This window comes from Enterococcus mundtii (assembly GCF_003957375.1).
GTDB classification, from domain to species: domain Bacteria; phylum Bacillota; class Bacilli; order Lactobacillales; family Enterococcaceae; genus Enterococcus_B; species Enterococcus_B spodopteracolus.
Window position 1 is genome coordinate 2,177,621 of record NZ_CP025473.1, and the last position, 25,505, is coordinate 2,203,125.

Sequence of the window (25,505 nt, forward strand, 5' to 3'; positions counted from 1 at the left end):
TTTAGAAGCTTCAATCCGTTTGTTTATTTCTTCTGTGGTTGCATTAAGGAGGCCTGTTTCTTCATCTTAAGAGAGATTTAGACCAGTCACTGAATTATTCAGTTCATCAACTGCATCAGCCATCAATTTTTTATCTGCAGTCGATTTATCTTCAATTGCAGAAAGCCTTTGTAATTCGGCTGCTAGATCCTTGTTTCTTTCTGCATTCGACTCGATCACTTTTGCTTGTGACTCAAATTCTTTTGCACTGGACTGGGTTGACTTTCCGACATTATCTAGATCGTCTTTTAATCCATCTAATTCACTAGCTAATTCTTTGGTCTTTTTACGTGTATCTAAAAAATTTTTTCCCATTATGGCTGCAGCTACACCAGCTGCTCCTAAAACAGCTGCTGTACCCGCGACTACTGGATTCAATAGAATGCTAGCTGCTGCCAGTGCCTTCTTCGCTGCTGCAGAAGCACCAGCAGCAATCGCATAGGTTTTTTGGGCGGCTGCTGCACCTTTTAGTGAAGCTGCATTGGAAATGTTTGCTGCAACAACCGCTTTAGTGGTGGTGGCGTTCTGTAAGTTGAGACTGATTCCTAGTTTTGTAGCAACTGCATCAACTTTTTTAGCCATCGTCGCACCAGAAGTTGCACCGGTCAGGTATTTCAACATCTGAACATAAGATGCTGTAGCAACTGCTGCTTTCTGTACAATAAGTAGTCCACCAAATGCAGTTCCTAATCCGATAATCACGGGTGAAGCTGTCACAGCTGCGTCCTTCACAGCAATAACCCCACCGGTCATCGTATCAACAGCCGAAACAACAGGAGGGATTACACCAGCAATCCCATTTAGCGCACCTTCAAATGTTTTACCAAATCCTTGGATGTTTTCTTTCATCGAGCCAAAACGTGTTTCTGAGAATGCCTCGTCCATAGATGCGATAATATTTGCTGTTCCTCGGCTTGTTGCAGTAGCCATATTGGCAAACGATCCTGCCCAAGTATCCCCAGCTTGTTGAGCCATCCCAGAAACCGATGTGAATTCATTCCCACCATCACGCATCGCCTGTTCAACCGTATCAAAAAACTCATTGGCACTAATTTCGCCATCACGCAACGCATCACGAATACTTTGCATACTCATACCAGTCGCATCTTCATAGATTTTCCAAGGATCTACTCCACGGCGAACCATACGATCCATTTGTGCCATGTTAACCGTTCCGGTTGCTCGCATCTGGATCATTGCATCCATCACATTATCCATTGTTTCTGCAGCGCCATCACCATACATGGCAACTGCATCACCCCAGATTTGATAACTTTTCGTCGATTGTTCTAATGAACCATTTTGCATCACTAAACGTTGAACTGTCTGTGCCGCACTATCCAGCATGTAGTTTGTACCAACAACGACATCTCGAACGCCTTCCATCCCTGCAGCCGCTTCTTCTGAACTGCCAGTTAATCGAGTCATCGTATTTTCAAAGTTATTCAAAGTATCAATACGACCAAATGCACCATCTAATGAACCTTTAGCCATCGATAGTGCTGTAGTTGCTCCTTTTGTGATCAACATCGCTGCACTTAGTTTGCCCACAGAGCCTGTTAACAAATTGGCTTTTGGCTCTGGTTGAGAAAAGGAGGTACTCATTTTAGCACCAGACTTTTCTGCTTCATCACCCAATGACGTAAGATCCTTTTTCATCGCATCAACCGCATCACTGACAGTCTTTGCTCCGTCTTTGGAACCAGCTTCTAAACTAGTCGCAATGCTCTTTCCTGCCTTAGTTGCTGATAATTCAACAGGAGGAACCATCTGCGCAGAGGACTTTTCTATAGATCCAAGAGCGCTAGCTGCTTGCTTGGAACCTGCTTCAAACGAATTACCGATGCTTCTACCTGCCTTAGGTGACGTCGCTTCAATACTGGCTAACATGTTACTGCTTGATTTCCCGATACCATCTAAAGCGCTAGTCGCCTCCTTGGCACCAGATTGAAAGGAGCCACCAAGCTCTTTACCAATTTTAGGTGCAGAAGATTCCACAGAAGAAACCAAGCTTGTGACTGATTTAACGACACTGTCATTGGCCTGATTGGCATTTTTGGCACCAGAATCAAAGGATTCACCCATGATACGTCCTGACTTAGCTAGTTCAGTGCTCGTCGTGGCGGTTAGATCCGTCACTCCTTTAGCCACGCTATCTGTTGCGTTATTAGCGGCCTTAGATCCCACTTCGAAGTTTTCGCTTAATGATTTCCCAGCTTTGACAGTAGCCGTATCAGTCGATCTTCCTAAATCAGTCATCGACTGTTCAACTGAATCCACTGCTTGATTAGCAACTTTCGCTCCTGTCTCAGTATTGGCACCCATATTATTACCAATTTTTTTTGTAATATCATCAGCATTTTTTCCTAACTGTCCAAAGTTTTTTTCAATTGAACTTATTACATTAGGAACCTGCTTGGCGTCCACATCAATCAGAATACTTATTTTGCCATCTTTAGTCATTATCTTCCTCCTCTCTATCCGTATTTAAGGCATAGTATCTTTGTAAATCTGTCATATCTCGCTTATATTCTTCTGAATCATTATTTCCTGGTTTCCAAGCTCGAATCTGCATAATTCGTTTAAGTGGAGTGTCTGAAGGCAGATTATGTAAAAGAGCTCTAAATTTGGACCAAGTTAGTATTCCCTGTTTATCAATTAAATCGATGTTATATGCTTGGATAAAAGAAGCGTAAATAGTCTCTGCATCCGCAGATATATCTATTAATTGTTCGTGCTCTTCCACAGAAAGTGGCTCTCCGTAAAAACTATATTTAATGAACGGTGGAACTTCCTTATGAATAAATTGGTCGTAAATAAATACCCATAGACTAAGTGCATCCTCAGATTGATAGCAACCTTCTCCAATTAATAAGTCTAGACATAGACAAGCTTTCTCATAATCAGTGAATATTGCCTCGTTTAACACATCAAAAGCATCTAATACAATGTCAAATGACAAATTAATCAAATACTCACGTTCTTTATAAAAAAAGGAAGTGACTTCTGGGTCATTTAACCTCATGTCACCACCTACTTTTTATTTGCTACTTTTTGCTTTTTCTTTTTCTGAAACTCTTTGGTTAACTTTTTTGCGGCAAGCTCTCTATCCTTTTGTCTTTTCTTTTCTTGTTGTTCGACTTTTTTAACGATAGCTTTGATAGTTGGTTCATAAGCACGTTCAAGTGCATCAAAATCTGGTACACACTCATATAATTTTTTAAATGTTCCTTTACCAAAGAAAAAATCATATTGATATTCAAGAGTCCCTTTAGCATGTTCTATGACTGTTTCAACATTAGTTTCGTGGATAGAATCTTCTTTAAGTTTTTGTTCGTATATTTCGAATTCCTCATAGTTTTCTTCTACAATAATTCGTTTTAAATTTTCCAATGAGCTATCAAACCAGATTTCAACACGCTCACCAGTAATTGGATTTGTAAATCCTACTGGAAAGCCAGAGAGTTCAATATCGATATCAAGTGTTTGTTTCATAATTACCTCCATATAAAAAAGAGAAGGCTATAAAGCCTCCCCCAATATTTTAGTTAGTTCGTCTTTTTTAGCATTTGACGGGTATTCAATATTTTTACTATCAAGTGTTTGTTTTAATTCTGGCATAGTTAGCCCAGTAGCTTTCAGTTCTTCTGGCTCTGGGCTGTCTGCTTTGAATAAAGTTCCCATTTAGGTGTAGTATCATATAGAACAGTAAATTCAATATTACCAAATTCAGTAGCCCCTCCAGTTTTCGTTTGAGGACTTGATAAAGTTGCAATTCCTTCCCTTTTCTTTTTGGGATTATCTCGATCATCTGTTACTCGAAAACCAATTTTCCGATCATCTCCAAATAAACCAATCATTTCATCAATTAATTCAGATGCTTCATCACCCTCAAAGTATTCACCCGTAAAACTATAGCCTAGTCGATGAGAGGTGATCGTTTGCTCTGGTTCTCCCGACCCATCAAAGAAACCGTCTCCATCGTCAACTTCTTCTTGTGAGGCATCAGAGACACTCTTAATTTTTTTTAAACGAACCCAACCATCTTCAGTAATTTTTCCATCTTTCAATTTTTGAATTTCAAATCCAATTAGCGCAATTTTTTTTCGTTTCATAATATTCCTCCTATTTATCAAAATATAATGTTGCTTTGATTGCTAATCGATAATACAGAAATTTTTTGTCGTCATAACCTGTAAAAAAAGGTTCATCTACAATTGTTATTCCAACAAATTGATAACTATTGTTACTAGATGGAATATCTTCTTGTTCTTCTAGTAACTCACCTAGTTCAATCATTATCCGATCTGCATTTTCACATTTTGTTTTATAGACAAATTCATAATTTAGTTCTTTTTGTTTTGATCCATCCATAAAAGTTTCGACCGTTTTACCTCCAGGTAATGCGGTTAGACGCATCGACTCGTCTTTATCTAAAGAGTGAATACGGACTGGTACTGGTACTTGGTTCGATACTTCTAGCAACTGATCAATAAAATCCATTACCAATTCGCTCCCCTCTTGAATGCTTCTAACCAACTAGACATAAATATAGATTTTGCTTCTTTATCCCAATATGGACCAGTTCCCGGTGTAGTATAATTAGAAAATATTACCTGTGTTCCAAACTTATTTGTAAACCCTCCGTGATAATGAGCCAAAGCATATCGAGCATTCCAAGTAATCTTTTCTCCATTACTTTCAACAAAAGACATATCTCTCAAGTGTTGGCTCCTCATAGGAACAAATCTTTCATTCATATCTAAATGAGCTTTATTTGCCATTTCGTGCCGTCCATTTTGTATAGATGAATGACTTAATTTTATTTTTGCTCGACTTAAATCAATTCTTACAGATGCTCCCATTAAACTACCTCCAATTCATAAGCGAATGGTTCAGGAGAATCAGCAAGCAACGGAACGATTTTTGTGATTGTGTATTGTTCGCCAAAGATTTCAATTTGATCTGCAACTGAAAACTCCGGTAATGGTCCAGTGTATTTTTTCGCCATAGAAATCAATGCATTTGGCGTTTGTACTTTCCCATCAATATCCCTTGGCTCAAATTTGACTGTGTCGTCAAAGCGGACATGCTCAATGGCTAAATCATCCTCAAAAATCGGCTCACTTCGTGGACCCATTCCGTTTTTCTTGCGATAGATCATCGCATGAGGGAAAAAACGTTTTGGCGGCATTCTCATCGACTCACCCCACGATATAACAGACCTGTGCCAGATAACTGCAGCATAGCGTCCCCAGAAAGCAGGGATACTTCGTTTGTCAATGACGAACCACCTTTGCTTTTAGAAACACTCATCCGACCAATGGACCAGCTGTCAGGCTCTTGCATGCCGAACGTTGTAGTGGCCTCAGCCTCATGCATGTACTCAATCTGATAAGCAACAGCCAACTTAAATGCATCGCGCCGCATCGGAATATCTAATTCAAGATCATTGTGTTGATAGAAACGTCTCGTTTGGATGTCCAACAATGCACTGGCTTTTCTCAGAAGCTTCTTGAACTCCTTTTCGGTCAGTTCCGTGTCACGATCCACGAGTCGCTTGTACTCTTTAAGAGACAGGTAGCCACATGGCTCGATGCTATCCTGATCGTCAAAGATTTCGTTCAACGGCTTACGTCTTATTCGTTCCATGGTTTTTCACCTCCATGAAAAAAGAGAGTGGTTATTCACTCTCTTTTAACAACTCAATTAATTCTGGTTTCTTGGCAGTAGATGGATACTCAAAGCCAAGACGATCTAACTCAGCTCTAAGCTCATCAACTTTCATGTCATCGATGACAATTGATTTACCTTCTACTCCAGACTTCCCCGGTTCTTCCGGGGTCATGCTTTTGGGTCATCATAAGAGATATAGATTGCTGGACGTGCTTTCTTAAGTACCAAGCAATCGTAATAATCCAACCCTTTGATGGTGTCACGGTAACCGCCACGATCCTGGTCAGCAGGGACCAAATCAATCGTATTGTACTTCTCGATTGGCTTAGCAACGGTGATAGGTGTCATAATGAAATTAATATGCTTGTCTTCATCGACCTGCAACCGATTTTTAGCAACCTTTTGGATGATGATGTTCGTGCCATCAAGCATCTCGACACGACGATCGATACCATTAAATTGAACAGTGTTGGTGGTAAAAGTTTTAGAAACGCCATCTGCATTCTTCAATGCTTTGTAGGCATCACTAGACATAAATGCCACAAACTGACCAATGACTTCTGTGTCAGTCATGTACGCTTCAGCATCGTCGAAGCTATCTAAAATATTAGATTTAGTGATTGTTTGTTTGACCGTTTTTCCTTTGTAAATCTTATCAGAAGTATCAAATCCAGCTTCAAGCAAACGAGCAACAGCGGTTTGATCTTTCTCAGGAATCGTAACCAATCGAGTGTGCTCTTCAATGACAGCACCTACTTGATAGGCTGCATTTTCCGATTGATCTAAGCGATCCATGTCGTAGCCCATCCAACGTTCCTTTTCCAATTTTAAAGTTGACTTCTCAACTGAGATATTGTTTCGTTCATTTTCTTTATTTCGCTTATAATCGGCAGCAGTAAATCCTTGCATTTCATTTACACGAACTTCATGAGTCCCCACAAAATCAGCTTCTGTAATATCTTTTGCCCCTTGTGTCAATACTTCCCATACTTGCGACTCAGCTGCAAATTCCTTGTCGATTTTCGCTAAATCCTTACTGTCTAAAATTACTGGCATTTAAACCACTCTCCTAATTATTTTTTGTTCTTGCAATATTCTCTGCTAGATTATCTTTCCAGCTTTTTTCTTTAGGTGGCTCACCACCACCTGTATTACCAGCAGCCACAAACTGCTTTTTCTTTGGCTGTGGTGCAGGATCGCTTGATTGAAACAAATAGCCTTCATCTTTTTTTAGTGAGGCTACTTTATCATCTAATCCCTTGACCCCTTCGTCAGTCATTTCCAATTCATCTGCCTTCAACAAAGCTTTCACAGCTGTAATGTTCTTAGCTCCAGCTTGTGTTAAAGCTAATTCGATCGCAGCGTTCTTACGATCTGCTAGTCTTTCAGCGGTTACGGTTTCTAACTGATTTTTATAGTCATCAATTTGTTTTTGCAGATCTTCATTTCCACTGTTTGATGCTTTCAACTGCTCAACAAGCGCATTTGCGGCGGTTAAATCTTCGTTTGCAGTTTTTAGCTTTTGAGACTTATCGTTAAAATCAGCTTTAGGCACAGCATTTTTCGGAAATTCTGATTTTATTTCTTTTGTCGCTCCGTCTAGATCAAACTTCCCATCCTCTCCGACGTGTTTTGATAAAATTTCTTTGATCCATTCCATGATTCATTCTCCGTTCCTTTTTATTCTGGTTGGTACCAGTTTAGAGTGTGAGTTATACCGCTCACTCGGTAGATGAACAGTTTAATGTCATATTCAGGACAAAATAAAAGCCTAGCAAGCTAGACTAAACAAACCAAAATCCTCAAACTTCAAAGCAAGACCAATTTCATAAAATGTTAGTAAGATTTCAGATAAGCTCAATTTGCTTTAATCCTCCACCATACTTTCTCCTTCTATGAATACACTTGCTCTCTCGAATAATCCCGACGTAACAATTGACCATGCTCATTGATAAAAGTACGCAGTGCTGCTTGACGTCGTCTGACCAGTTGTTTGAAGTGCAGAACATCTTCTTTGTTGTCCATTGTCGTTGCTCCGTTCAACTGCCGCTTGGCACGACGAATAGCGACTTCCATGCGTCGTTGCTTGGCAACCAAGTCTGCATTGTCAATCGCTTGCTTTGGATCATACTGCTTCATGTGAATATCAAGATCCGGATCATAGATTTGGATGTACAATCGATGTCGACAATTAATACCTTGGGTTCCGTCAGGCTCACCGTATCCATGATCATAGATCGATGGAATGTGCCGTAATTCTTCCGGCGCATCTTCAGTGCGGACAAGCAATACCCATCCACCTTGAATATGGGCACATTGTGGTCGTGCAGCCACATGGCTACTCATTAAAGCAGTGACGATGCCATGCTCTAAGCCTCGCTTAAGTCGCAGATCTTGATAAACACGGTGAGTGGATGCTTTTAAAACCATCCGAACGTAGCGCTCAAGGCTCCATTCACGCCCTGCCTTGTCGACAAAGGTCGTCATCACCCCTTTTTCCACCATCGCATAGATCGACTCTCTAAGTGCCTGTTGTGGCGTTTTTGTGCCTCCGATGATTTTGGCCACAGTATCGTTTAAAACTTGTTGATACATCTTAGCCAGTGGATTATTCGGATAATTAGTGTCGATCAGCGTTTGATTGACGTGGTTGTCGAGCTCTCGCCATTGCTGATTGAAATATGACTCCATCACATTGTCGATCTCCGTTCGTGGTGGAGATTCTTTTCCGGTTTGCTTAACCAAATTCTTGTCGAGATCTGAAACGACCTCAAATCCCATATCCACGATGATTTTACGTAACTGATCATAAGAATACTGACTTGTTTCATTGACCACTTGCTGCAAAGATTGTTGATTCAACAAATTTAATTGCTGCATCTTTTCAAGCTTCCATCGAAACGCATTATCTTCTGTGAGCGGTGTTCTCGTTGGCTTGTTTAACTGACTGATAAGTAGCTTCATAATTTCGTCTTCCATCGCCAAGTAGGCGTCTTGGACGTAAGAAGCCTCAATATCTAACTGGTTAGGTGTAATGGCCATTCAATCACTCCTCGAAGTCTTCGTATCCAGAATCTCGTATTTTACCAGTAGTCTCATCAACTACATCTAATTGCGCTTGTCGGTAAAGATCTTTTGCCTTACTTTCAGGCAACTTCATTATTTTGGCTAAAGTTAACCATCCGGGAATCAGCCCATCATTTTTCAGTTCACGATAATAATCAGATTCTGACTTTTTATCTAAGAATATGCCATCATCAAAGTTCACACCTATCTCTTCACGATTTGGAGATTCACCACTAAATAGTGGTTTCCCATCAACTTCTGTGGCTCGACCTAGCTCACACAGCGCTAGCACAACATCCCGAATGAATTCCTCTAATTCGGTTGTTTGTTGGTTCCTTGACTGATACGTTTGCGAGTTCTCGCTGATTACCTCAGTTGCCGTCTTATTCGTCGTACGTACCCCGGCACCATCGAAAACGAACGTACCAGTCGACAGCCCCACTTCCATTTCTAGAAGTCGCAAGCGATGATTAATTGCTCCGATGTATTGTTCTGTTCGAATATCATGAGTTAAATCAGTAATTTTAAATTCATCAGGGTTCGTACCAGGAACAATGACATAGAAGTCATCATCTTTATCAAAGGTTAATTTCGTTTCGCCTGTTCCCTTGTCAGGAATTCCACTTAGCATAGATTCAGGAAAGGCCGCTCTTCTCTTTCCCACGTCAATTTCATGATCGAACGCATCAAGTGCTTTATTTAATCGATCAAGTGTTCGTTTACAGTTATCGTACACACCAACACCAAGTGGTGAGTATGGGTTGATATTGTTAAAACCTGCTGTCTTAAAATAAGAGAAGATTGGACGTTCAATTTCTTCACCATGAACAGCCGCCTCAAACTCTTCGTACTGCTTTAATGTGTTTAAAGATACTTGCATCCCCAACACATTAGATTTTTCACTTTCGTATAGTTCCATAGAGACCCAATACTCACCATCGATCCACTCATGGAATTCTAACAAGGTATAATAGAACGTTTTGTTCCCTTGGGTTTTGATCGTTTTAAATGCCATTGCACACTGACTGATCTTATTTGTACTGCTTTCCAATGGAAAGAAGGCATCCGGGAGCGCCCATGAAAATTCCACTTGTCCTGATTGATCATTGAAATAAGGTCGCACAACTAAGCCACCAAGAGCCATTGCTGGCTCAAGATACTTACTGAGATTACGCTTGAAGTCATTATGTTGAAACACAGACTCTATCCAAGTGCTGGCTTCATCATATTTTTTTGATTTATCGTCTTTTCCGATCGTGATTTCTGCCTGTTCATTGAACATTACCTTCGCATACTCAGAAGCAACCTTGCGGGCCATATTGATATTCGCCTTTGCTCTCTGATCAGAATTACAATGCGTGTACCCTTGGTAATAAAGCAAGCTGTTTTGAATACGATCATATTCTTCACGACTCATTTGAATCTTTGGATGATCTAAAATACTTTGTAGCTCTTTTTTCGCTCCTATCGCAACCGCCCCCTTTCCAAAAACTCTTTTTATTGCTTGCCAAAATGACACCTGATCACCTCCTACTAAAGAACATAGCGTTTCGTAAAGTAATTAATCGCATAACGACATTCGTCTAATGCATGGTTGTTTTTATCCACTGGGTAGCCAGAATCATTCCGAACGTACATTCCTAATTCTTTGATGAAATGATAGTGACCATACTTGCCATCATGATCGTAAAGAAAAAAGCGTCCTTTTGAAAAGGCGCTTTGCGTTCGTTCAATCCCTACTTCAATTTTAGTGCCATTGCTGGTTACTTTATCTTTTGAGTTGTTATCTGCTTTTGTTGTGACAATACCTAAGACACGTAATTCCTCACTCAATGACTTACAGGCTGGATCAACAAAGAACTTTGAATGCTTTGGTAGCCAAGACCACTCTTTATAACACCATTCTTTAAACTGCTTAATTTCCTTGGCATACTCGCTCATTGCTTTTGTTACCCCTGTATCAGTACCGCTATGATAGAAGTTGGCCATTCGATAGAGATAATACTTTCCGTCTTTCCATGTAACGAGATTTAAGGAACAGGTAGTTGCATCACTTTGTCCGCCGTCTGCACTAAAGAATGCTTCTACAGGTTTACCAATGATTTCCTTCGACAGATGAGTATCTTCGTTAAACATTGAATAGATCACACCTTCAGGCATCACACGATCACCTAGCCAATCTCGTTTGTAAAGATACTCGGAGACTTTACATTCCGCTTCCCATTCTTTCAAAGCTTGTTTCGTTAAAATAGGATTATCTTGTGGTCGCCAATGACGAAACTTAAAAGACCCAGTTTCTATAAAAGGTTTAAGAGTTTCTAGGTTCGGATGATTTGGTGCTGGCGGATTCTGTTCAGCGAGATGATAACGAAAACTAGAAGCTTTAGTCCGACGAAAAGCCTCCTCTATGACCGCTTTGTTAAGCAGATTGAATTCCAAAAAAGTGACAGTTCCAAATGACATACCAGTGATAGCGCCGACAGCATTTACTTTTCCGCCGCCTTTATAATAGATCCGCTTTTCTCCCTCTGGTAGATTGATCCATAAATGATCTCCATGCTCATCGTGTCGAATTTCAGCACAGCTGGCAAAGATATGTTCCAGTCCGAACCCTTCACAATCCATAAACATTCTGTAAGCTTGTTCTTGGTTATAAGCAAGTACAAGATGATTGGTGTCGGGATGTCCTGCATAGATCAACGCCATTTTCTGCGCATCTGACATGGTTTTGCCTGAACGAATCGTTCCCTCGTTCAATTCCATCCGAATTCCCTTGAGCGATTGGAAAATATTCTCTTGTTGCTTAGTCGATAGTTTCAACTGGCTCATCTGTATCACTCTCCTCCTCTTTCTTTATTGGACCAATAAGCGATTGGCCGATATCAATAAGTCCCTGTACTTTATTTTGCTCACCTTGTTTAAGAATAAGTTTAGAGACTTTATGTTCGAGAATATCCGCTTCAAAGGCTATTTTCCGTTTTTGCTCTTCCATTAATACAACTTTTCCTCCTAATAGGGATAATTCATTTAGTTGTTTAATCGATTTTGTCAACTGGTTACTAATCCGAGTTAGTGAATCTTCAATTGAAAGAATATCATCAATTTTACGGTATACTTTTCTACTTACTTGGATATCTTGCATTGCTTCACGTTTGATTTCTAGCTTTTTACCATCTTTTTCTATAGGAGTTTTTATTTTTCTTAGCTGTTGCAGCCGCTCAACTTCTTCCTCATTTAGCCCTTCTTCGGCTTTTTTGATTCTTTTCATCATTCGTAGCTGCCGAATCTTAAGTAGCCGTATTTCTTCAGATAAAACAAAAGAAGGATCATCATCCAAACTTGAATAGATGTCCTTCTCGTCATCGCTTAAAGTATCAAAGAATATTGTTTCATATTCGCCTGTTTTCAAAGCGTTCTTGTTTCTCTTGGGTGGCGATGCTCCGCTATTCCCTTTATTCCCTATGGCATTCTGGTTACCGATAGGTGCGCCACCTTTATTTGCAGTACTACATTCATCTTTTTGCAGTACTTCATTCCATTTGTCACGTGATTTCCATGCTGAAATAGTTTTTTCTGGGACAGATAACTTTTCAGAAATTTCTCGGTTAGTTATTGTTCCATTAGACTTTTTAAACAATCCGAAAGCTTCATCACGTCTTGGATCACGCTTTCTTGCCATTCAATATACACCACCTCACAATCTGATTAGGTTGAGTTTTGTTTTTCTATTTCCCTTCTTTAGCAACATTCCATTCTTGCTTTAGATATTTTCTTATCTCATCTCGAAATTCAATAATAAGGTCACTACTTCTGGTATCATCTTTGTAAAAATTCCCACTATTTACCTTCTTTAAAATTTCATTTATAAATTCCACAATCTTTTCATTCTCTCCATCTTTATCTGGACCAAAATAAATCATTAAAAGATTTGCAGCATTGTTCAATTGAACCCTGATTTTTTCTTTTTCTTTAGCATCTACCACATCATCAAAACGAGATAAAACTTCCTCATCAGGTTCGACATCTGCAGTTATAGTTACAGTATTACTTTCTATATTTTCCACTCTAACATTTGTCGGCTTTCCGACAATTCTTTTAGGTGAATACTCTAGATACAGTAAACAATTTGTAATAAAATCAGCAGATTGGACACGGACTTGTGTAATCCACTCTATTCTTGCTTTTGCTTTCAAATTAGCATCTATTTGTTTTTGTGTTAGTTTTTCTTGAAACTCTTGTTCTCTAGCTAACATTTGAACCTCAAAGTCTTTTTGACTTGTAAGGACCATACGTTGAGTCTCTTCGTTTTCTTTATTTTGTTTTTTAGTATTATGTTTATTGTATACTGCTATACAATAAGTGCCAAATACTGAAATAACCACACCAATTAAACCTAGTACACCATCGCTCATAAAAATCAACTCCCAATATATTTTATTTAAGTATATCAGGAAGTGTATTTTATTTGTTAACCATTATCAATATCTTTCAACATCAAATCGGCTTCGATCAATATCTTTAAATCGGAAACTTTATCTAACTTGATTTGTCCTGATTGGAGATTTTTCAACCATTTCCCCAAAGCGACACGAATGATCTTTTTATATTCTTGAATGGACTCTGCTTTCACCATTGCCTTTTCAATCTCATAATCTAAATCAAAGTTTTCGTTTTCCATTGTGTAAGCACCCCGCATTTGTTAGAATGCTAAAAGACACAGAACTGTCTAGAAAGCACGCGCGTGTGGTTTCTGTGTCTTCGGGGGCTTACGGTCCTTGTTGAAGTAGTCGAGTGTTAGCGCACTCGGCTTCTTTTTTATTCTGAAACTAAAATTGCTTCGTTGCCTGTTGCTCGTTCCCATCTTTCAATAATTACATCACAAAATAGAGGATCTAATTTGAGAGTATAACAAATACGTTCTAACTGGTCACAGGTCATTAATGTACTACCTGAGCCACCAAACAAATCTAAAACGATATCCTGCCTTTTAGAACTATTTTTTACTGGTATAGCAATAAGTGATAGTGGCTTTTGCGTCGGGTGATAATATGCATTCACATCATCTTTGGGAACTCTCCAAATGGTTGCTGGTAAATCTTCTAGTAAGTCGTCTTGCCAAACCGTTGTCTGTTTCCTATCTCCGTACCACGTAGGTGCATATCTTTCCTTATGTGCATAAAAAACTGGTTCATGTTGCCAACGATACTGACTCCAACCAAATGTTGCATTATTTTTAACCCAAATACACTGCGACCGAACTATAATTCCTGCGGCATTCATGCTATTTTCAAATTCTCGCTGATAAGAAGATCCATGAAAGACATAAATTGCCGAGTTGTCTTCCATGGCATTAGCATAGTTTTGGAATACAAACATTAAAAATTGATCAAAATCTTCATCACTCATATCGTCATTCATAATTTTATCTCGTCCAGATTCGTTTAATTCTTTATTATCAGATTTCACCGCTACATTATATGGTGGGTCAGTGACAACTAAATTCGCCTTTTTACCTTGTAGCAATCTTTCGACGTCGCTCGCTTTCGTAGCATCGCCACATAATAGGTAATGTTTACCTAATTTCCATAGTTGTCCATAGTTCGTTTTGCAATCAGAATGATTTTCTATAAATTCATTCACTTCGAATCCATCTTCTATTACAGGCTTTTCAGTATCTTCTTTATAATCAAACGCAGTAAGTAGCTCTTCTACTTCTTCAGATTCAAAACCTGTTAAAACAATGGTTTCATTTTCTAATTCTTTCAGCAAAATAGAAAGCTTTTCATCATCCCAACGACCAGCAATCTTATTGAGAGCCACATTAAGAGCTTTTTCCTTATCAAGTGGTAAATCAACGACAGATACCTCTATCTCTTCGCATAGGCCCAAATCTTTAGCTACAGCAACACGTTGATGACCGCCAACGAGATTTCCTGTTTGTTTGTTAAAAATAGGTGGATCAACAAAGCCGAATTTTAAAATGGACTGTTTTAACTTCTCGTATTCGTCCATACCAGGTTCTAACTTAACTCTTGGATTATAATCCGCAGCTTTTAAATCCGATAGCTTCATTATTTCAATTTGCATTTGTATCCCTCAAATTCTTATTAATATTTTCTTCAATATGCGTTTGATTAAAGTATCCATATCCACAGTACCGAAGATTATATTTGTCGATTTCTTTCGGTGTCGCTTCTCTAGTCATCTCAATGATGGAATACTTCTTTTTGATCTGAACTGATTGGACGATTCTTAATGAATCATCTTCAATTGGCCGTGGATATCTATTAGATAGTGAAACGTACCAGTAGTTTCTCATTATGTAACCTCCTCTGAACAAAATAAAAAAGACCACTCAATGAGTGATCTTTTTATACCAATTCTACATTCTCCATTTGGTTATCTATGTCCACAATTATTAGTTCTAAAACATTTATAATTGGATCTTTAGTAGTATTGATTTCTATTCTTTTTTTACAAAAATAAGTCTGCTTTTCTAGATACATCTGTTTCCATGTGCTTTCCGTACCTAATTTATTTTCTCCTTTAAAAGGATAAGTTTCACCACAAACTAGATTTGGATCAGAAGTCTCTATAATTTCAATTTTACCAGTTTTACTTAAATAATCACTACCATAAACCTTTCCAGATACTTTAACTATACTATCTTCTGTATAGGTACTTTTTGAAAATAGTTCTCTATCTTCAGTTGTTAGATATATTTGTTCATTATTAACTGTATTAGTAAATTCTATTGCTTCTAATTGTTCTCCATCTACTTTTTTCGCTAAGTTATAGAAATCTGCTGCTAAATTATTAGCTAATTTATCAATTCCAGGATAAATATTAACTTCAACAGTACTATCAGTGACATTGTGTATAGAAACATTTGCTCCACCAGTATCAGTTGTTTGATTAACTACCAACTCCTTACCCTCCTTAGCTGCAGATATTTTTGTTTTTAAAAACTCGTACGACGCCTTAATTGAGGTCCATATTAATTCTTTGTTTCCAGCAATCACTGGAATTGTTGGAATTATTATATCGCTATAGACAGCCATTAAATCATAAATTAAAGATCCTTCTTTAAATTCCATGATTTTTAAATTAAGATATTGTTTATCTTCTTTTGTAAATCTCGTTCCGCCTTTTATATGTAAATATGACTTCTTTATCATACTTTCGGTAGAGTTAAGCGATGTTAAAACATATTCTAAGTTATAACCTTCACTTTTTGTCATTTGATTCCCTGATACTCTCAAAGAAATATATTCATCATGTTCAATTGGTTTTAATTCAGTTGTTTTATCCATAAGAACTCTCCTTATCAACTTATATCTGCTACTTTAATTAAATCAAAAAGAAGTTTAGAAAACAATCGTTTTCTAAAACTTCTTTTCTAGCAGATATAATCATAAGGATTATGATATTAATATATAACGAACTTATGTTCCTGTCAATAATAATAGACAGCAACATATGAACTATTGTTTGTAGGAGCTGAACCCCACATCCTTTAGTTTTATTTTTTGCTGTCTATCGAAGCTTAATTACAACGATGAGGGAGATTTCCTCCCTTCAAATTGTTTTTGTCGATCCTGTTCAAATCTTTCGACACTAATAGAATATCACGCTGTATACAATACTTACATAGCTACAATGTTCGAACATTTAGTGAACATTGGAATTTTAGAACAATCTAATTTGTTCAGTTTCGTACCTGCCCTTATTGTAATAATCAATCTCATTAATTTTGTTTTGTCCACTCACCTTGTTCATTTCATATTGGAATGGCAACAGTTTTTTTGACAAATTTTATAAGGTGCAGAACTTCTTTCCGTATGCTATTCCGATTGTCCTTGACAATGAGCCTCCTCGGATGTGACGATCTTCGGCAGGAGCTAACAATTAAAGTTAGACTGCCTCGCTAGCGTTAGCACATCCGAGCTCATTATCAAGGATTCGCTGCGCCAATCTCTGGTTACGGTAACCAACCGGTGTCTCGTAGCCAAGTGTACCGTGCAACCGAAGGTGGTTCCACCAATTGACATAGTCAAATAACTCCAAATCCAATTGTTGTAAGGTTTCAAATGTGTATTGATAGACAAATTCTACTTTCAACGACTTATAAGTTGATTCAGCTACGGCATTATCAAAAGGACAGCCTTTATGACTCAATGATCGATTGATGTCAAAAGTTGTTAATAATTCATCAATAGCTTGGTTATCAAACTCTTTTCCACGATCAGTATGAAAAATCTCAACCTCTGTCAGAGGTTGTTTGATACGGCTAAATGCTTTTTTTACTAGAACGGCATCTTTATGTTCTCCACAAGAATAGCCGAGAATTTCTCGATTGAACAGATCCAAAATGAAACAGACATAATTCCATTTTTTCCCGACTCGTACATAAGTCAAGTCTGTTACGATCGCTTCTAATGGGTTGTCTCTTAAGAATTTACGATTCAATACGTTTGTCGTTTTGGCTTCATTGCAAGTAGAATGATGTACTTTAAAATAAGCAACAGTATAGCTCGATTTTAATCCTCTATTTTTCATGATTCTACTAATTTTTCGTCGGCTGATCTGAATGCCTCGTTTTGATAAGGCTTTTTTTATTTTTCTTGAGCCGTAGGCCTTTCGGCTGCGGATAAATTCTTCAGCGACTGCTTCTTCAAGTTCTGATTCGTCTTTCTTTGGTTTTGATTGATAATAATAGGACTGACGTGATAGACCTAATATTCTGCACATCGCTGATATAGGGTAAAGATGCTTATTCGCATCGATTACTTGTCTCTTCGTCCGAATATCAGCGCTGCTTGCTTTAAAATATCATTTTCCATTTCTAATTGCTGGTTTCTTTTACGTAGTTCTAACAATTCTTTTTGTTCAGGCGTAAGATTATCTTTTTCTTTGAATGAACCACTCGTTTTAGATTGCTTTACCCATTTGTCAAATGCTGAAGCCGTTAGTTCATATTCTCGAATGATTTCTACACGTGGCTTTCCAGCTAAGTAAAGATTGACGATTTGTTGCTTGAATTCTTGTGAAAAAGTTCTTCGTGTTCTCTTAGACATAAAAATTCCTCCTGGTATTTTTTCTTCTAGTCTACACACCTTAATTTTTCTGTCTAGTTAATTGTAGCCTATCCATATTCATCTAGAAAAGATAAAGTTTTACGAATTTCTGCGTGTCTTTGTCTGACATAAGATGCGCTGTAACCTATCTCTTCAGCTATTAACTCTAGCGAACAACCCTCAACATACTTTTTACGAATGATCTCATTATCAATTCCCTTAAAGGAGTTAATAATAGCAAGCATTTCTTTTCGTTGTTCTTCGAGTATTTCAATTTCATTTTCGATCTTTTGAATATTTTCTTCTAACATGGATGATCTAGAATTTTTTTCAATGCGGACGTCTGCTAAATCTCCATAGATCCACCGACTCAATTCAAGCTTACTTTTATTAAGATTCCATTTTAAGTAAAGAATCTGCTCATCAAGCTCTTGGTAATCTTTTAACCATTTAAACCTCACAAACGCCACCCCTTATGGTAAAATAGTTTTGCGGTGCTATCTCATATGAGATGGCTTTTTTTATTACTTTTCTACAGTAGATAATAATTTTATTTCCCAGGAACCATCTGACTGTATCTCTACAATGTAATTATCTCCATCTTTAGGTACTTGAATTGTTCTTTGCCCCTTATAGGGTGCTTGATTTTTAGATACTGTTGCAACAACAGTGCCATCATTATCTAAAATTTTCATTGAAAAACGTTGACCTTTTGAAAAATCAATTGATAAAACCACGATTCCTTTTTTTAAAGTTAATTGAGAGTATACGGCATCTCCTGTACCTGCTTGACTCAGTCCTTCCTGTTCCTGTTTTTCTAAAGTATCCGATGATTGAATGCTTTCACCTACACCATAATTGTCATCTCTAGCAGACTGAGGACTATTCACCTCGATTTTACAAGCCGTTAGTACTAAAAGAACGAATAACATCAACAATCCTAACTTGATAAAAACCTTCATTTTCTCACATCCTTACGATTACACAACCTGCCAAAATAATTACTAATATGGTCAAAATCAAACCTATTTTAATTTTTTTCATGCCTTTATCCTCCTCTATCAGATTTTCACATGGTATAATTTCCGTGTAATGTTTGAACTTTATTCATTACAACCATATACATGTTGAGCTATCTGGCGGAAAACAGATGGCTCATTATTTCAATATTCTGCTAAGGACAGCCAGTGGTCAGCTGTCTTTTTTCTATTACAATTAGAATTCGTACATATTTTTTATCTTTCTTATAGAGAATGGTATTATTATTATAAATTGACCGTATAGGAGATGATTTTGTGATTGGTGTTTTAATGATTTTAGATCTCATGCTTTTTTTCTGGATTCCCATTTGTTTTAGTAGCTTCTCCATTTATTACTTTGTAAAACATTCTAGAACAAACAAGTTTCTCTTGTTATGTTGTTTACCTGCATTTATTTTTATCATAGAATCTATCTCAATTATTTTTGGTTTTAATTCTTTTCTTTTACCTTTTGGATCATTCGAGTATTATGCGGCAAGCTTATACGTTTATTTTATTGTGATGCTATTTTATGGTTATTTTAAAAAGTAGACTTGCTTAAAATCTTATTGCAGTTGTTCTATTTCGACTAATCGAGCAACTGCAATATTCGCTTTGCTCTTCGCTAGTTCTTTGTCACAGTCCATCGTATTCTCAATACGAATAACTGCTGAATGATTGTACACACGTTCTACATACCCTCTAATTGGATAAATGAACTCTTCCGCTGTGCAACGAACCATATCACCGACTTTAAATTCTGATTCCTCTTGCTTAATAGGATTTTTGATTGGTAGATCCATCATCAAGCCACCAATCCCATAAGTATCAGTGTAAAATTCGTCTTTGAGTTTCATTCTGCTTCCTCCAAACTTAAAATAGACATCAATTCATCTAAATTCCAATCACGCATAATACTTTTACTGCTTGTTGATAATTTAATATGAGCAATCTCATAATATCCTTCGTCATGATCATACCCAGCAGGATGCCACGCAAGTATAGCGATTCTGTTTTTCTGTTTTTGAAATTTAAACTTTTCTTTCATTCTGCTTCCTCCTGTTCCAAAGTTTTTTTAATAAAATCCTCAATCAAGACTGCGCTTCGGTTCTTCCAGTTTATTTCTGTAATGTCTGTGTTTCTGATTGTTTGGCAAGGAATTGCTTTAGGGTCAAACTCGTTGACATATCCCCAGCTTTCTAAATCCATGTATTTTTTAGGTTTCAAAGAAAAAAGTACAAGATGCTTCCCGTCTAAATCACGAACGACATATCGAAAGCCGCGATCAAAATACTTTTTTAGTTCTTTAGTGGTATCTGTTCGGTTTTTTAGTCGTATGGAGTCATAAAGCCGTTTTTCCCAATCCATATTCATTCCTCGCTTTCTGCTATCTCGTCGGATAGCTAACTAGTAAACACCAACATTTTGCCCATAACATAAAGCATCGCACGTGCCATATTTAATGCCATATTTATTCCTTTTCAAATCAAGTTTCTTGTAACAGTATTCGCAATACAGTTGATGTTCAGCTTCTGCGCCAACCATGGCAATCCACTGTTTACGTTTTTTCTTTCTTTGCCGAGCATTCATCTTGTTCCCTCATTTCGCATAAATCTTCGTAAAACTCTTGTGCTTCATCTAGCGTAGCGAATATTCGATATAGCTGATTTGCGTAGTATGGCTTTTCAAGTTTAGTAATACAAATGCTCACTTGATAGACTTCACCATCTTCGACAGATAACAACATCATCTCAGTCTCGCGACCGAGACTTTTCTTCTGTAGTATTTTTAAATTCATCGATGTTCCTCCTTCATAAAAACTAACCAATGTGTTTTTGTTCACTTGCTTGAATATATCTGAGTTTCAATCTTATTATTCGTCTCTAAATCTCTAACGTGTTAGCGTTAATTTGTGGGGGATTTAGGGGGTGGCTCATTTGTTTATAACTGCAAAAGTTATCTTTTGGGTGATAGTTATTCTTTTCGTCCTAGTTATTTGTAGATTTGCAAAATGTAATGCTCAATGTTACACAATGTTTCTTTTTGCATGTCCGATTTTTTATTTTATAATTAAAATATTTAACTATGGACTTGATCAATCGTTATCTGTTTTTATTAGATATTTGATTGGCCTATTTCTCGCAGTTGTTACTTTTATCGCATATCTAATCTATCGCTTTAAAAAGTAACAACTAAACCAGTCTTTAAGGCTGGTTTCTTACGTCTACTACCCTAATAGATCACTATTCTCCCAAATATTCCCGATTACCTCTTCTTCACCCGTCCAAGAATAGCCATTATTTAGTCCTGAAAGATACCATGCTGGCATACCACCGACAAACGTCCCGCCATACTCCTCTAGCCAAATGACTTCATGTGGACAACCACTAGTGCATTTGATCATATCGCCTTGATAAACGTCTACACCGTTCTTATCTTTCATTCCTGTGGATTGCATTAGTTCAACTTCATCAAATTGGCGGTCAATTCGTCCACCTTCTAAATCCACCAATTTATTAAGCCAATCGATAACTAGAACATTTATTAATAGTTGTGTTTCTTTATCCCACGCTCTAAACTTCGGTATCCGGTATCATTTTTCTTCCTCCATGTATTTAAATGTTCGCTTCTTACCATCTGTCGTTTCCCTTTTTGCATACGTATATATCGTGCTGGGCTTCAATCCTAGCTCCCGACTAATATCTTCACACAATCCCTGAACTAAGATTTTTCCATCGTGGTATACGGCGATTCTTTTCCTTTTTTGATTTCTTTTTATATACTGATTTTTTTCTTCATCTGGAATATTCTGTTCACGCCACTTGGCCCAAACCGAACCACCAACGTCGAGTGCTTCTTTAATGGCTTTGACAGTGTAGCCAGTTTTTCGTAGTCTCTTATACTCTTCATAGGTGAATGTTTCAAAATTCATCTTTTGCAAAGGTTGTGATTCGTCCATTGTGTCAGAATCAATGAAACCTCGTATCAACTGAACTTCCTTAAGTTCTTCGGCTGTTAGATCCTCAACGGATCGACCTCTCATTATCTGCATCATCTTTTTTCGGTATAGACGTTTTTCTTGTTTAGTCAGATTCATTTGCTTGCTCCTTTAATAACTTTAGTACACTAGCAAGTGCGCTCTCACGTCCCCCATGGAACGTGTTGAGCCACTTATCTTCATACTCAGCGCTCTTCCTCAATGCTTCTTCGTACATGAGTTCTATCTGCGCTGTAATTTGTTTAAGATTCATTTCCTTCGCCTTCCTGATTTCGTTGAGAAAGATAAGCTTCAAAACGTGCATCAATTTCTGCTTTTTGTTGTGGATCAATTGTTTTTTCTTCTTTTGGTTGATTCACCCAATCAGGCAGCTTTTCACGACGGACATTGTTTTGCCGTTTTGGTGAATAAGTTTGTTTTCTATTGTTCTTAAAAGCTTCTTGGGCTTTTTCTGCTGATTCCAATGTCTGGATGCCTTGCTTACTCCATGAATTCAATATCGCTTCAACGTATTTTTTTAATCCAGGCATCTCAACACTGTTTTCGAAGGCAAGTTTAAAGGCAAATAAGATCATATCTGAACCCCAATTCTTGATCATAGGACCTAACGCACCTTGCAGAAGTCCAGTCGGTGATTTTCCCCAGCTTTTTTGAATGAATTCGTATACTCCAATGTCTTCTTCATCTTCTTTTTCTATTTCTTTATCTTTTTCTTTATCTACTTCTATATCTGTTCCGTTACTTTGCGTGACAGTAACGTTATCCAAAGAAAGCTGTTTTTGTTTTTTTCTAAATTTGGCTTGTCTCAATCTATTTTGTTCTCTAATTTTTTCTAGTCCTTCGATTGATTGATATTCTTCCCAATTTTTTATAAAGAAGATTTCTTCATATCGTGTAACCATTGAATATTTCTCTAAAGTAAGTAAAGCAAAACGTACAAATTCAACGGTAAAATCAAAATCAGCTGCCAAATCTTCTTCGGAGTAAGGTAAGGTTTCTGTCAGAAACAATCCTCCTCTTCTATTCACTTCTCCTGCTCTTGCTAGTAAAAATACCCAAAATAAAATCACTTTATCCCCATCAGGCATTTTTCTAATTCTTTTAATTTTTTTATTATCTGGTAAACCTGTACTCAGCTTAATCCAACTTATTTCAGCCACTGCTATCCTCCTATATTCAGTTTCTTGATTGTTTCTTGGTTCAATTTGATACCTTTAACATGATATTTTTGTTTAAATGCAGCAATGCCGATTAGATGCTTTTCTGCATGGTGGCCGCCTCTTTTTACTATCTCTCGTACCTTATCCGTATCTAAGCCGTTAACCCCATCAATCATCAGTTCTCTTTCTATTTCTTGAATAGACTGATGACCGTTGCATAATGCAGCAAAAGTATATTCTGTATGATCTACTTTTTTACGCTTACGTCTTCCTAATGCCTGGTCAAAATGATCTATCTCAGCACCTGTTTTTCCACAAATACAACAAACTCTGTTAATAATACATTTGTAGAAATAATATTCTTGATTTACCGGTAAAATGTCATAGCCGTTTTTGAAAGATACGTGATTCTCAAAAATATAATCTAGAATGATATTGATTAAAATGTTGGCATCACTAATTGTTGTGCTAGATGTATCTTTTAAACTTATAGTTCTTCCTGTTTCGCCTTCGAATTCGGCATAAAAATACTCTTTATGAGACTTTATCGGTTCCCCAAAATGCATGGATATGTCTCTCAACAAATCAAAAATAAATTTGCGTTGTTGCACCGTGAATCTGCGCGGATCAATAAAGCGAACTTCAATAATCCGATCACCCTCGTACCCGCTATACATTGTCCTGAGTCGTTCGATATTTACTTCTTCATTTATCGTTGCCACTATTTCATTGCCTTTAAATCGTCGCAAAACTGCAGAATAAGTATCAATTAATGGTTTTAACAATTAAATCACTTCTTTTTCGTCTGATTCGTTGATTATTCCATTTCAACGGAGTACTCTACGCCTAAGTTCTCAACTGTTTTCTTAATGACTGATAATTGTTTAGCAGTACCTGTAATGTTTAAGGTGAAGGAATACTTCGGTTCATCGGTGTTTGTTTCTTGTGGAGTTTCCACAGTTATTTCTGGCGTTACTGTTTGTTTTATTTGTTTTTCTGTCTTTTCTATTTCTTTCTCTTCTGTTTCTCTTAATTCTTTGACAGCTTGATCTATCTTTGGGAAAATCTGTGCTGCAGTTAGTCCTTCATCAATTAAAGAGATCCAAGCCATTGGCTCAAGACCATAAGCTTTTACATAGCTTTCAACCAACGATTTTTGCTGTTCATAGTTTTCTTTTTCCTGTTTTATCGCCATGCATTCAGCAATTATTTCTTCTTCAATTTTTTTCGTTAAATTGTTTTTGGCTGTAAAACTTGAAGCATTCAGCCAATTACTTTGGAGGCTGATTTCATTAGGTTCAATCTCAGCCTTACTTGCTTGTTTTTTGATGAATGCCAAAACAATTGTTTTTCGTTCTTCCTTTGTTTTAGCTTCAAATTCTTTGATTTGGTCAGCAATACCTTTAGATGCTAGTTTGATCTCATCACTGTAGATTTTGATTTGATTTTCAAATGTATTAAGAGGTTCACTAAATTCCTTCTTCACTTCTTTTCTTTTCGAATCGATCAAATCAAAAATTCGATTTAGTTCCTTTCTTGCTTTCTTAGCATCTGCAATATCCTCTTCTTTAAAAATCAAATTTTCAAAACGCTTAACAGTTGCATTGATTAAATTCGCTAGTTGATCTTCATTGATAATTTCAATTACACTTGGTTGATAATTAACATCAAAGATGACTTCTGTTGATAGTTCATTGCTCATTTATAAATCCTCCCAAGATGGTTTATTGTGATTTTCCGATTCTTTTTTCTTCTGCTCTGCTTTCAATGCGTAGCGTTTAAGAAATCCAATGATTTTCGAATAGGAGTTTCTGTCAATTTGTTTAAAGCAACTAAAACCGCTTCTTTCAAGTGTTGTAGCAACTATGAATTCTTTTTCTTGGTTAGTTAACTGAGCGATTCGATGAACATAATCATCAAATGTCTGTTTAAACTCAGAATCTAAATTATTGTCATTCTGAATTTTTTCATTCTCATCAGCACCAATTTTGGCGTCATCATCCCCATCTGCGACAACTCCGAATGAACTAGCCAGCGAATACCTTTTTGCATAAGTAATTACACTACCCAAAGATTGGGGATTTTTTGTATTACATGGAAACCCTAAAGGACCATATAAAATGTATTGACCACTTGAATGATAAACGCATGTTGTTACAGCAACATGGTTATCACTTGTAACTACATCTTGACCAAAATCAATCCCACTATCAGACTCTTGAGCAGCATTTCTTATAGCTGATTCAATAGATTTAAGTGTTGCGTACTCAAATTTCATTTCCCCACCGTTTTTTGTTCCATAGTTTACAGAGGCATCGAATTTAGGTTGTTGTAGCTTACCTTTCAATTGATATAGCCCTTTATAAATCTCATTTGTTTCGTCACTAGTCTTCATCTACTTCATCCTCCACTTCATTAATAGTCGGTTTACCCCAGTCAGGATTATTTAAATATTCATCTAAAGTGGAAA

Annotated in this window: 33 protein-coding genes and 3 pseudogenes; all 36 read right to left on the reverse strand. The window is 37.2% G+C overall.

Annotated elements, in window-relative coordinates:
- Positions 1–66: 66 nt before the first annotated feature.
- Positions 67–2,502, reverse strand: a complete 2,436-nt coding sequence (locus tag CYK55_RS10560; RefSeq protein WP_126134283.1) for a tape measure protein — start codon at positions 2,500–2,502, stop codon at positions 67–69.
- Positions 2,495–3,064 (reverse strand): Gp15 family bacteriophage protein, encoded by a 570-nt coding sequence (locus tag CYK55_RS10565; protein ID WP_100495130.1) that lies wholly within the window; start codon positions 3,062–3,064, stop codon positions 2,495–2,497. Before CYK55_RS10565 ends, CYK55_RS10560 begins: the two co-directional genes overlap by 8 nt.
- An 8-nt stretch (positions 3,065–3,072) precedes the next feature.
- A complete protein-coding gene (locus CYK55_RS10570) occupies positions 3,073–3,534 on the reverse strand; it encodes a hypothetical protein (RefSeq protein WP_126134284.1) in 462 nt (153 codons plus the stop codon).
- A gap of 27 nt (positions 3,535–3,561) precedes the next feature.
- The gene (locus CYK55_RS14080; RefSeq protein WP_023520204.1) at positions 3,562–3,723 is read right to left on the reverse strand and encodes a HeH/LEM domain-containing protein; all 162 of its coding nucleotides are present in this window, start codon (positions 3,721–3,723) and stop codon (positions 3,562–3,564) included.
- On the reverse strand, positions 3,678–4,154 hold the full coding sequence (locus CYK55_RS10580; protein WP_126134285.1) for a phage tail tube protein: 477 nt from the start codon (positions 4,152–4,154) through the stop codon (positions 3,678–3,680). Before CYK55_RS10580 ends, CYK55_RS14080 begins: the two co-directional genes overlap by 46 nt.
- A 10-nt stretch (positions 4,155–4,164) precedes the next feature.
- Complete coding sequence (locus CYK55_RS10585) at positions 4,165–4,542, reverse strand: minor capsid protein (RefSeq protein WP_010733991.1); 378 nt, start codon at positions 4,540–4,542, stop codon at positions 4,165–4,167.
- Positions 4,542–4,904, reverse strand: coding sequence for a minor capsid protein (locus tag CYK55_RS10590; protein WP_010733990.1), 363 nt, complete (start codon positions 4,902–4,904; stop codon positions 4,542–4,544). The genes CYK55_RS10585 and CYK55_RS10590 overlap by 1 nt, the downstream gene beginning before the upstream one ends.
- The gene (locus CYK55_RS10595; protein ID WP_241234773.1) at positions 4,904–5,233 is read right to left on the reverse strand and encodes a putative minor capsid protein; all 330 of its coding nucleotides are present in this window, start codon (positions 5,231–5,233) and stop codon (positions 4,904–4,906) included. The genes CYK55_RS10590 and CYK55_RS10595 overlap by 1 nt, the downstream gene beginning before the upstream one ends.
- A gap of 2 nt (positions 5,234–5,235) precedes the next feature.
- A complete protein-coding gene (locus CYK55_RS10600) occupies positions 5,236–5,691 on the reverse strand; it encodes a hypothetical protein (RefSeq protein WP_126134287.1) in 456 nt (151 codons plus the stop codon).
- 31 nt (positions 5,692–5,722) lie between these two features.
- A complete protein-coding gene (locus CYK55_RS10605; RefSeq protein ID WP_010733987.1) occupies positions 5,723–5,887 on the reverse strand; it encodes a HeH/LEM domain-containing protein in 165 nt (54 codons plus the stop codon).
- On the reverse strand, positions 5,884–6,771 hold the full coding sequence (locus CYK55_RS10610) for a hypothetical protein (RefSeq protein ID WP_010733986.1): 888 nt from the start codon (positions 6,769–6,771) through the stop codon (positions 5,884–5,886). Before CYK55_RS10610 ends, CYK55_RS10605 begins: the two co-directional genes overlap by 4 nt.
- A 13-nt stretch (positions 6,772–6,784) precedes the next feature.
- Entirely contained in the window at positions 6,785–7,375 is a 591-nt protein-coding gene (locus tag CYK55_RS10615) for a phage scaffolding protein (protein WP_010733985.1), read from the reverse strand.
- Positions 7,376–7,608: 233 nt separating this feature from the next.
- Positions 7,609–8,757, reverse strand: coding sequence for a phage minor capsid protein (locus CYK55_RS10620; protein ID WP_126134288.1), 1,149 nt, complete (start codon positions 8,755–8,757; stop codon positions 7,609–7,611).
- Between the two features lie 4 nt (positions 8,758–8,761).
- Positions 8,762–10,300 (reverse strand): phage portal protein, encoded by a 1,539-nt coding sequence (locus tag CYK55_RS10625; RefSeq protein ID WP_126134289.1) that lies wholly within the window; start codon positions 10,298–10,300, stop codon positions 8,762–8,764.
- Between the two features lie 14 nt (positions 10,301–10,314).
- Entirely contained in the window at positions 10,315–11,610 is a 1,296-nt protein-coding gene (locus CYK55_RS10630) for a PBSX family phage terminase large subunit (RefSeq protein WP_096081713.1), read from the reverse strand.
- Positions 11,585–12,460: a phage terminase small subunit gene (gene terS, locus CYK55_RS10635; RefSeq protein WP_096081714.1), complete on the reverse strand. Its 876-nt coding sequence runs from the start codon at positions 12,458–12,460 to the stop codon at positions 11,585–11,587. Before terS ends, CYK55_RS10630 begins: the two co-directional genes overlap by 26 nt.
- A 46-nt stretch (positions 12,461–12,506) precedes the next feature.
- Complete coding sequence (locus CYK55_RS10640; RefSeq protein WP_126134290.1) at positions 12,507–13,193, reverse strand: hypothetical protein; 687 nt, start codon at positions 13,191–13,193, stop codon at positions 12,507–12,509.
- A gap of 56 nt (positions 13,194–13,249) precedes the next feature.
- A complete protein-coding gene (locus tag CYK55_RS10645; RefSeq protein ID WP_096081716.1) occupies positions 13,250–13,459 on the reverse strand; it encodes a hypothetical protein in 210 nt (69 codons plus the stop codon).
- A gap of 137 nt (positions 13,460–13,596) precedes the next feature.
- Complete coding sequence (locus CYK55_RS10650; RefSeq protein WP_126134291.1) at positions 13,597–14,868, reverse strand: site-specific DNA-methyltransferase; 1,272 nt, start codon at positions 14,866–14,868, stop codon at positions 13,597–13,599.
- On the reverse strand, positions 14,858–15,100 hold the full coding sequence (locus tag CYK55_RS10655) for a hypothetical protein (protein WP_126134292.1): 243 nt from the start codon (positions 15,098–15,100) through the stop codon (positions 14,858–14,860). Before CYK55_RS10655 ends, CYK55_RS10650 begins: the two co-directional genes overlap by 11 nt.
- 52 nt (positions 15,101–15,152) lie before the next feature.
- The gene (locus tag CYK55_RS10660) at positions 15,153–16,094 is read right to left on the reverse strand and encodes a hypothetical protein (protein WP_126134293.1); all 942 of its coding nucleotides are present in this window, start codon (positions 16,092–16,094) and stop codon (positions 15,153–15,155) included.
- Positions 16,095–16,695: 601 nt separating this feature from the next.
- A protein-coding gene (locus CYK55_RS10665) for an IS3 family transposase (protein WP_109114490.1) occupies positions 16,696–17,858 on the reverse strand; the annotation gives its coding sequence in 2 pieces (ribosomal slippage) (positions 16,696–17,582 and positions 17,582–17,858; 1,164 coding nt in all).
- A gap of 74 nt (positions 17,859–17,932) precedes the next feature.
- A pseudogene (locus CYK55_RS10670) lies at positions 17,933–18,319 on the reverse strand (hypothetical protein); the annotation flags it as partial.
- A 63-nt stretch (positions 18,320–18,382) separates the two neighbouring features.
- The gene (locus tag CYK55_RS10675) at positions 18,383–18,820 is read right to left on the reverse strand and encodes a hypothetical protein (RefSeq protein WP_126134294.1); all 438 of its coding nucleotides are present in this window, start codon (positions 18,818–18,820) and stop codon (positions 18,383–18,385) included.
- Between the two features lie 623 nt (positions 18,821–19,443).
- The gene (locus CYK55_RS10680; protein ID WP_126134295.1) at positions 19,444–19,734 is read right to left on the reverse strand and encodes a hypothetical protein; all 291 of its coding nucleotides are present in this window, start codon (positions 19,732–19,734) and stop codon (positions 19,444–19,446) included.
- Positions 19,731–19,925 (reverse strand): hypothetical protein, encoded by a 195-nt coding sequence (locus tag CYK55_RS10685; protein ID WP_126134296.1) that lies wholly within the window; start codon positions 19,923–19,925, stop codon positions 19,731–19,733. The genes CYK55_RS10680 and CYK55_RS10685 overlap by 4 nt, the downstream gene beginning before the upstream one ends.
- A complete protein-coding gene (locus CYK55_RS10690) occupies positions 19,922–20,245 on the reverse strand; it encodes a hypothetical protein (RefSeq protein ID WP_126134297.1) in 324 nt (107 codons plus the stop codon). The genes CYK55_RS10685 and CYK55_RS10690 overlap by 4 nt, the downstream gene beginning before the upstream one ends.
- 190 nt (positions 20,246–20,435) lie before the next feature.
- Positions 20,436–20,675, reverse strand: a complete 240-nt coding sequence (locus CYK55_RS10700) for a hypothetical protein (RefSeq protein WP_228760913.1) — start codon at positions 20,673–20,675, stop codon at positions 20,436–20,438.
- Between the two features lie 429 nt (positions 20,676–21,104).
- Positions 21,105–21,464 carry a YopX family protein gene (locus CYK55_RS10705; RefSeq protein ID WP_126134299.1) on the reverse strand — a complete coding sequence of 120 codons (360 nt, stop codon included), beginning with the start codon at positions 21,462–21,464 and terminating at the stop codon, positions 21,105–21,107.
- A 6-nt stretch (positions 21,465–21,470) separates the two neighbouring features.
- Positions 21,471–21,974 carry a hypothetical protein gene (locus CYK55_RS13605; RefSeq protein WP_194928328.1) on the reverse strand — a complete coding sequence of 168 codons (504 nt, stop codon included), beginning with the start codon at positions 21,972–21,974 and terminating at the stop codon, positions 21,471–21,473.
- Positions 21,961–22,128 carry a hypothetical protein gene (locus CYK55_RS13535; protein ID WP_164546248.1) on the reverse strand — a complete coding sequence of 56 codons (168 nt, stop codon included), beginning with the start codon at positions 22,126–22,128 and terminating at the stop codon, positions 21,961–21,963. The genes CYK55_RS13605 and CYK55_RS13535 overlap by 14 nt, the downstream gene beginning before the upstream one ends.
- Entirely contained in the window at positions 22,118–23,035 is a 918-nt protein-coding gene (locus tag CYK55_RS10715; protein ID WP_126134300.1) for a phage replisome organizer N-terminal domain-containing protein, read from the reverse strand. Before CYK55_RS10715 ends, CYK55_RS13535 begins: the two co-directional genes overlap by 11 nt.
- Before the next feature lie 2 nt (positions 23,036–23,037).
- A pseudogene (locus CYK55_RS14085) lies at positions 23,038–23,148 on the reverse strand (putative HNHc nuclease); the annotation flags it as partial.
- A gap of 93 nt (positions 23,149–23,241) precedes the next feature.
- Positions 23,242–23,712: pseudogene (locus CYK55_RS14090) on the reverse strand (putative HNHc nuclease); the annotation flags it as partial.
- A gap of 140 nt (positions 23,713–23,852) precedes the next feature.
- Positions 23,853–24,737, reverse strand: coding sequence for a DUF1351 domain-containing protein (locus CYK55_RS10725; RefSeq protein WP_096081725.1), 885 nt, complete (start codon positions 24,735–24,737; stop codon positions 23,853–23,855).
- The gene (locus tag CYK55_RS10730; RefSeq protein WP_126134302.1) at positions 24,738–25,430 is read right to left on the reverse strand and encodes an ERF family protein; all 693 of its coding nucleotides are present in this window, start codon (positions 25,428–25,430) and stop codon (positions 24,738–24,740) included. It abuts the gene before it with no gap.
- Positions 25,431–25,505: the final 75 nt, after the last annotated feature.

Bases quoted from the DNA above. Each gene is read 5' to 3' on its own strand.
- CYK55_RS10610 (WP_010733986.1), bottom strand. From the start codon at position 6,771: ATGCCAGTAATTTTAGACAGTAAGGATTTAGCGAAAATCGACAAGGAA.
- CYK55_RS10680 (WP_126134295.1), bottom strand. From the start codon at position 19,734: ATGAAACTCAAAGACGAATTTTACACTGATACTTATGGGATTGGTGGC.
- CYK55_RS10560 (WP_126134283.1), bottom strand. From the start codon at position 2,502: ATGACTAAAGATGGCAAAATAAGTATTCTGATTGATGTGGACGCCAAG.
- CYK55_RS13605 (WP_194928328.1), bottom strand. From the start codon at position 21,974: ATGAATCTGACTAAACAAGAAAAACGTCTATACCGAAAAAAGATGATG.
- CYK55_RS10615 (WP_010733985.1), bottom strand. From the start codon at position 7,375: ATGGAATGGATCAAAGAAATTTTATCAAAACACGTCGGAGAGGATGGG.
- CYK55_RS10690 (WP_126134297.1), bottom strand. From the start codon at position 20,245: ATGGATTGGGAAAAACGGCTTTATGACTCCATACGACTAAAAAACCGA.
- CYK55_RS10730 (WP_126134302.1), bottom strand. From the start codon at position 25,430: ATGAAGACTAGTGACGAAACAAATGAGATTTATAAAGGGCTATATCAA.
- CYK55_RS14080 (WP_023520204.1), bottom strand. From the start codon at position 3,723: ATGGGAACTTTATTCAAAGCAGACAGCCCAGAGCCAGAAGAACTGAAA.
- CYK55_RS10660 (WP_126134293.1), bottom strand. From the start codon at position 16,094: ATGGATAAAACAACTGAATTAAAACCAATTGAACATGATGAATATATT.
- CYK55_RS10640 (WP_126134290.1), bottom strand. From the start codon at position 13,193: ATGAGCGATGGTGTACTAGGTTTAATTGGTGTGGTTATTTCAGTATTT.
- CYK55_RS10620 (WP_126134288.1), bottom strand. From the start codon at position 8,757: ATGGCCATTACACCTAACCAGTTAGATATTGAGGCTTCTTACGTCCAA.
- CYK55_RS10595 (WP_241234773.1), bottom strand. From the start codon at position 5,233: ATGCCGCCAAAACGTTTTTTCCCTCATGCGATGATCTATCGCAAGAAA.
- CYK55_RS10565 (WP_100495130.1), bottom strand. From the start codon at position 3,064: ATGAGGTTAAATGACCCAGAAGTCACTTCCTTTTTTTATAAAGAACGT.
- CYK55_RS10630 (WP_096081713.1), bottom strand. From the start codon at position 11,610: ATGAGCCAGTTGAAACTATCGACTAAGCAACAAGAGAATATTTTCCAA.
- CYK55_RS10605 (WP_010733987.1), bottom strand. From the start codon at position 5,887: ATGACCCCGGAAGAACCGGGGAAGTCTGGAGTAGAAGGTAAATCAATT.
- CYK55_RS10580 (WP_126134285.1), bottom strand. From the start codon at position 4,154: ATGAAACGAAAAAAAATTGCGCTAATTGGATTTGAAATTCAAAAATTG.
- CYK55_RS13535 (WP_164546248.1), bottom strand. From the start codon at position 22,128: ATGAATCTTAAACAAATTACAGCGCAGATAGAACTCATGTACGAAGAA.
- CYK55_RS10675 (WP_126134294.1), bottom strand. From the start codon at position 18,820: ATGAAGGTTTTTATCAAGTTAGGATTGTTGATGTTATTCGTTCTTTTA.
- CYK55_RS10725 (WP_096081725.1), bottom strand. From the start codon at position 24,737: ATGAGCAATGAACTATCAACAGAAGTCATCTTTGATGTTAATTATCAA.
- CYK55_RS10655 (WP_126134292.1), bottom strand. From the start codon at position 15,100: ATGAGAAACTACTGGTACGTTTCACTATCTAATAGATATCCACGGCCA.
- terS (WP_096081714.1), bottom strand. From the start codon at position 12,460: ATGGCAAGAAAGCGTGATCCAAGACGTGATGAAGCTTTCGGATTGTTT.
- CYK55_RS10645 (WP_096081716.1), bottom strand. From the start codon at position 13,459: ATGGAAAACGAAAACTTTGATTTAGATTATGAGATTGAAAAGGCAATG.
- CYK55_RS10590 (WP_010733990.1), bottom strand. From the start codon at position 4,904: ATGGGAGCATCTGTAAGAATTGATTTAAGTCGAGCAAAAATAAAATTA.
- CYK55_RS10600 (WP_126134287.1), bottom strand. From the start codon at position 5,691: ATGGAACGAATAAGACGTAAGCCGTTGAACGAAATCTTTGACGATCAG.
- CYK55_RS10570 (WP_126134284.1), bottom strand. From the start codon at position 3,534: ATGAAACAAACACTTGATATCGATATTGAACTCTCTGGCTTTCCAGTA.
- CYK55_RS10685 (WP_126134296.1), bottom strand. From the start codon at position 19,925: ATGAAAGAAAAGTTTAAATTTCAAAAACAGAAAAACAGAATCGCTATA.
- CYK55_RS10700 (WP_228760913.1), bottom strand. From the start codon at position 20,675: ATGAATTTAAAAATACTACAGAAGAAAAGTCTCGGTCGCGAGACTGAG.
- CYK55_RS10585 (WP_010733991.1), bottom strand. From the start codon at position 4,542: ATGGATTTTATTGATCAGTTGCTAGAAGTATCGAACCAAGTACCAGTA.
- CYK55_RS10650 (WP_126134291.1), bottom strand. From the start codon at position 14,868: ATGCAAATTGAAATAATGAAGCTATCGGATTTAAAAGCTGCGGATTAT.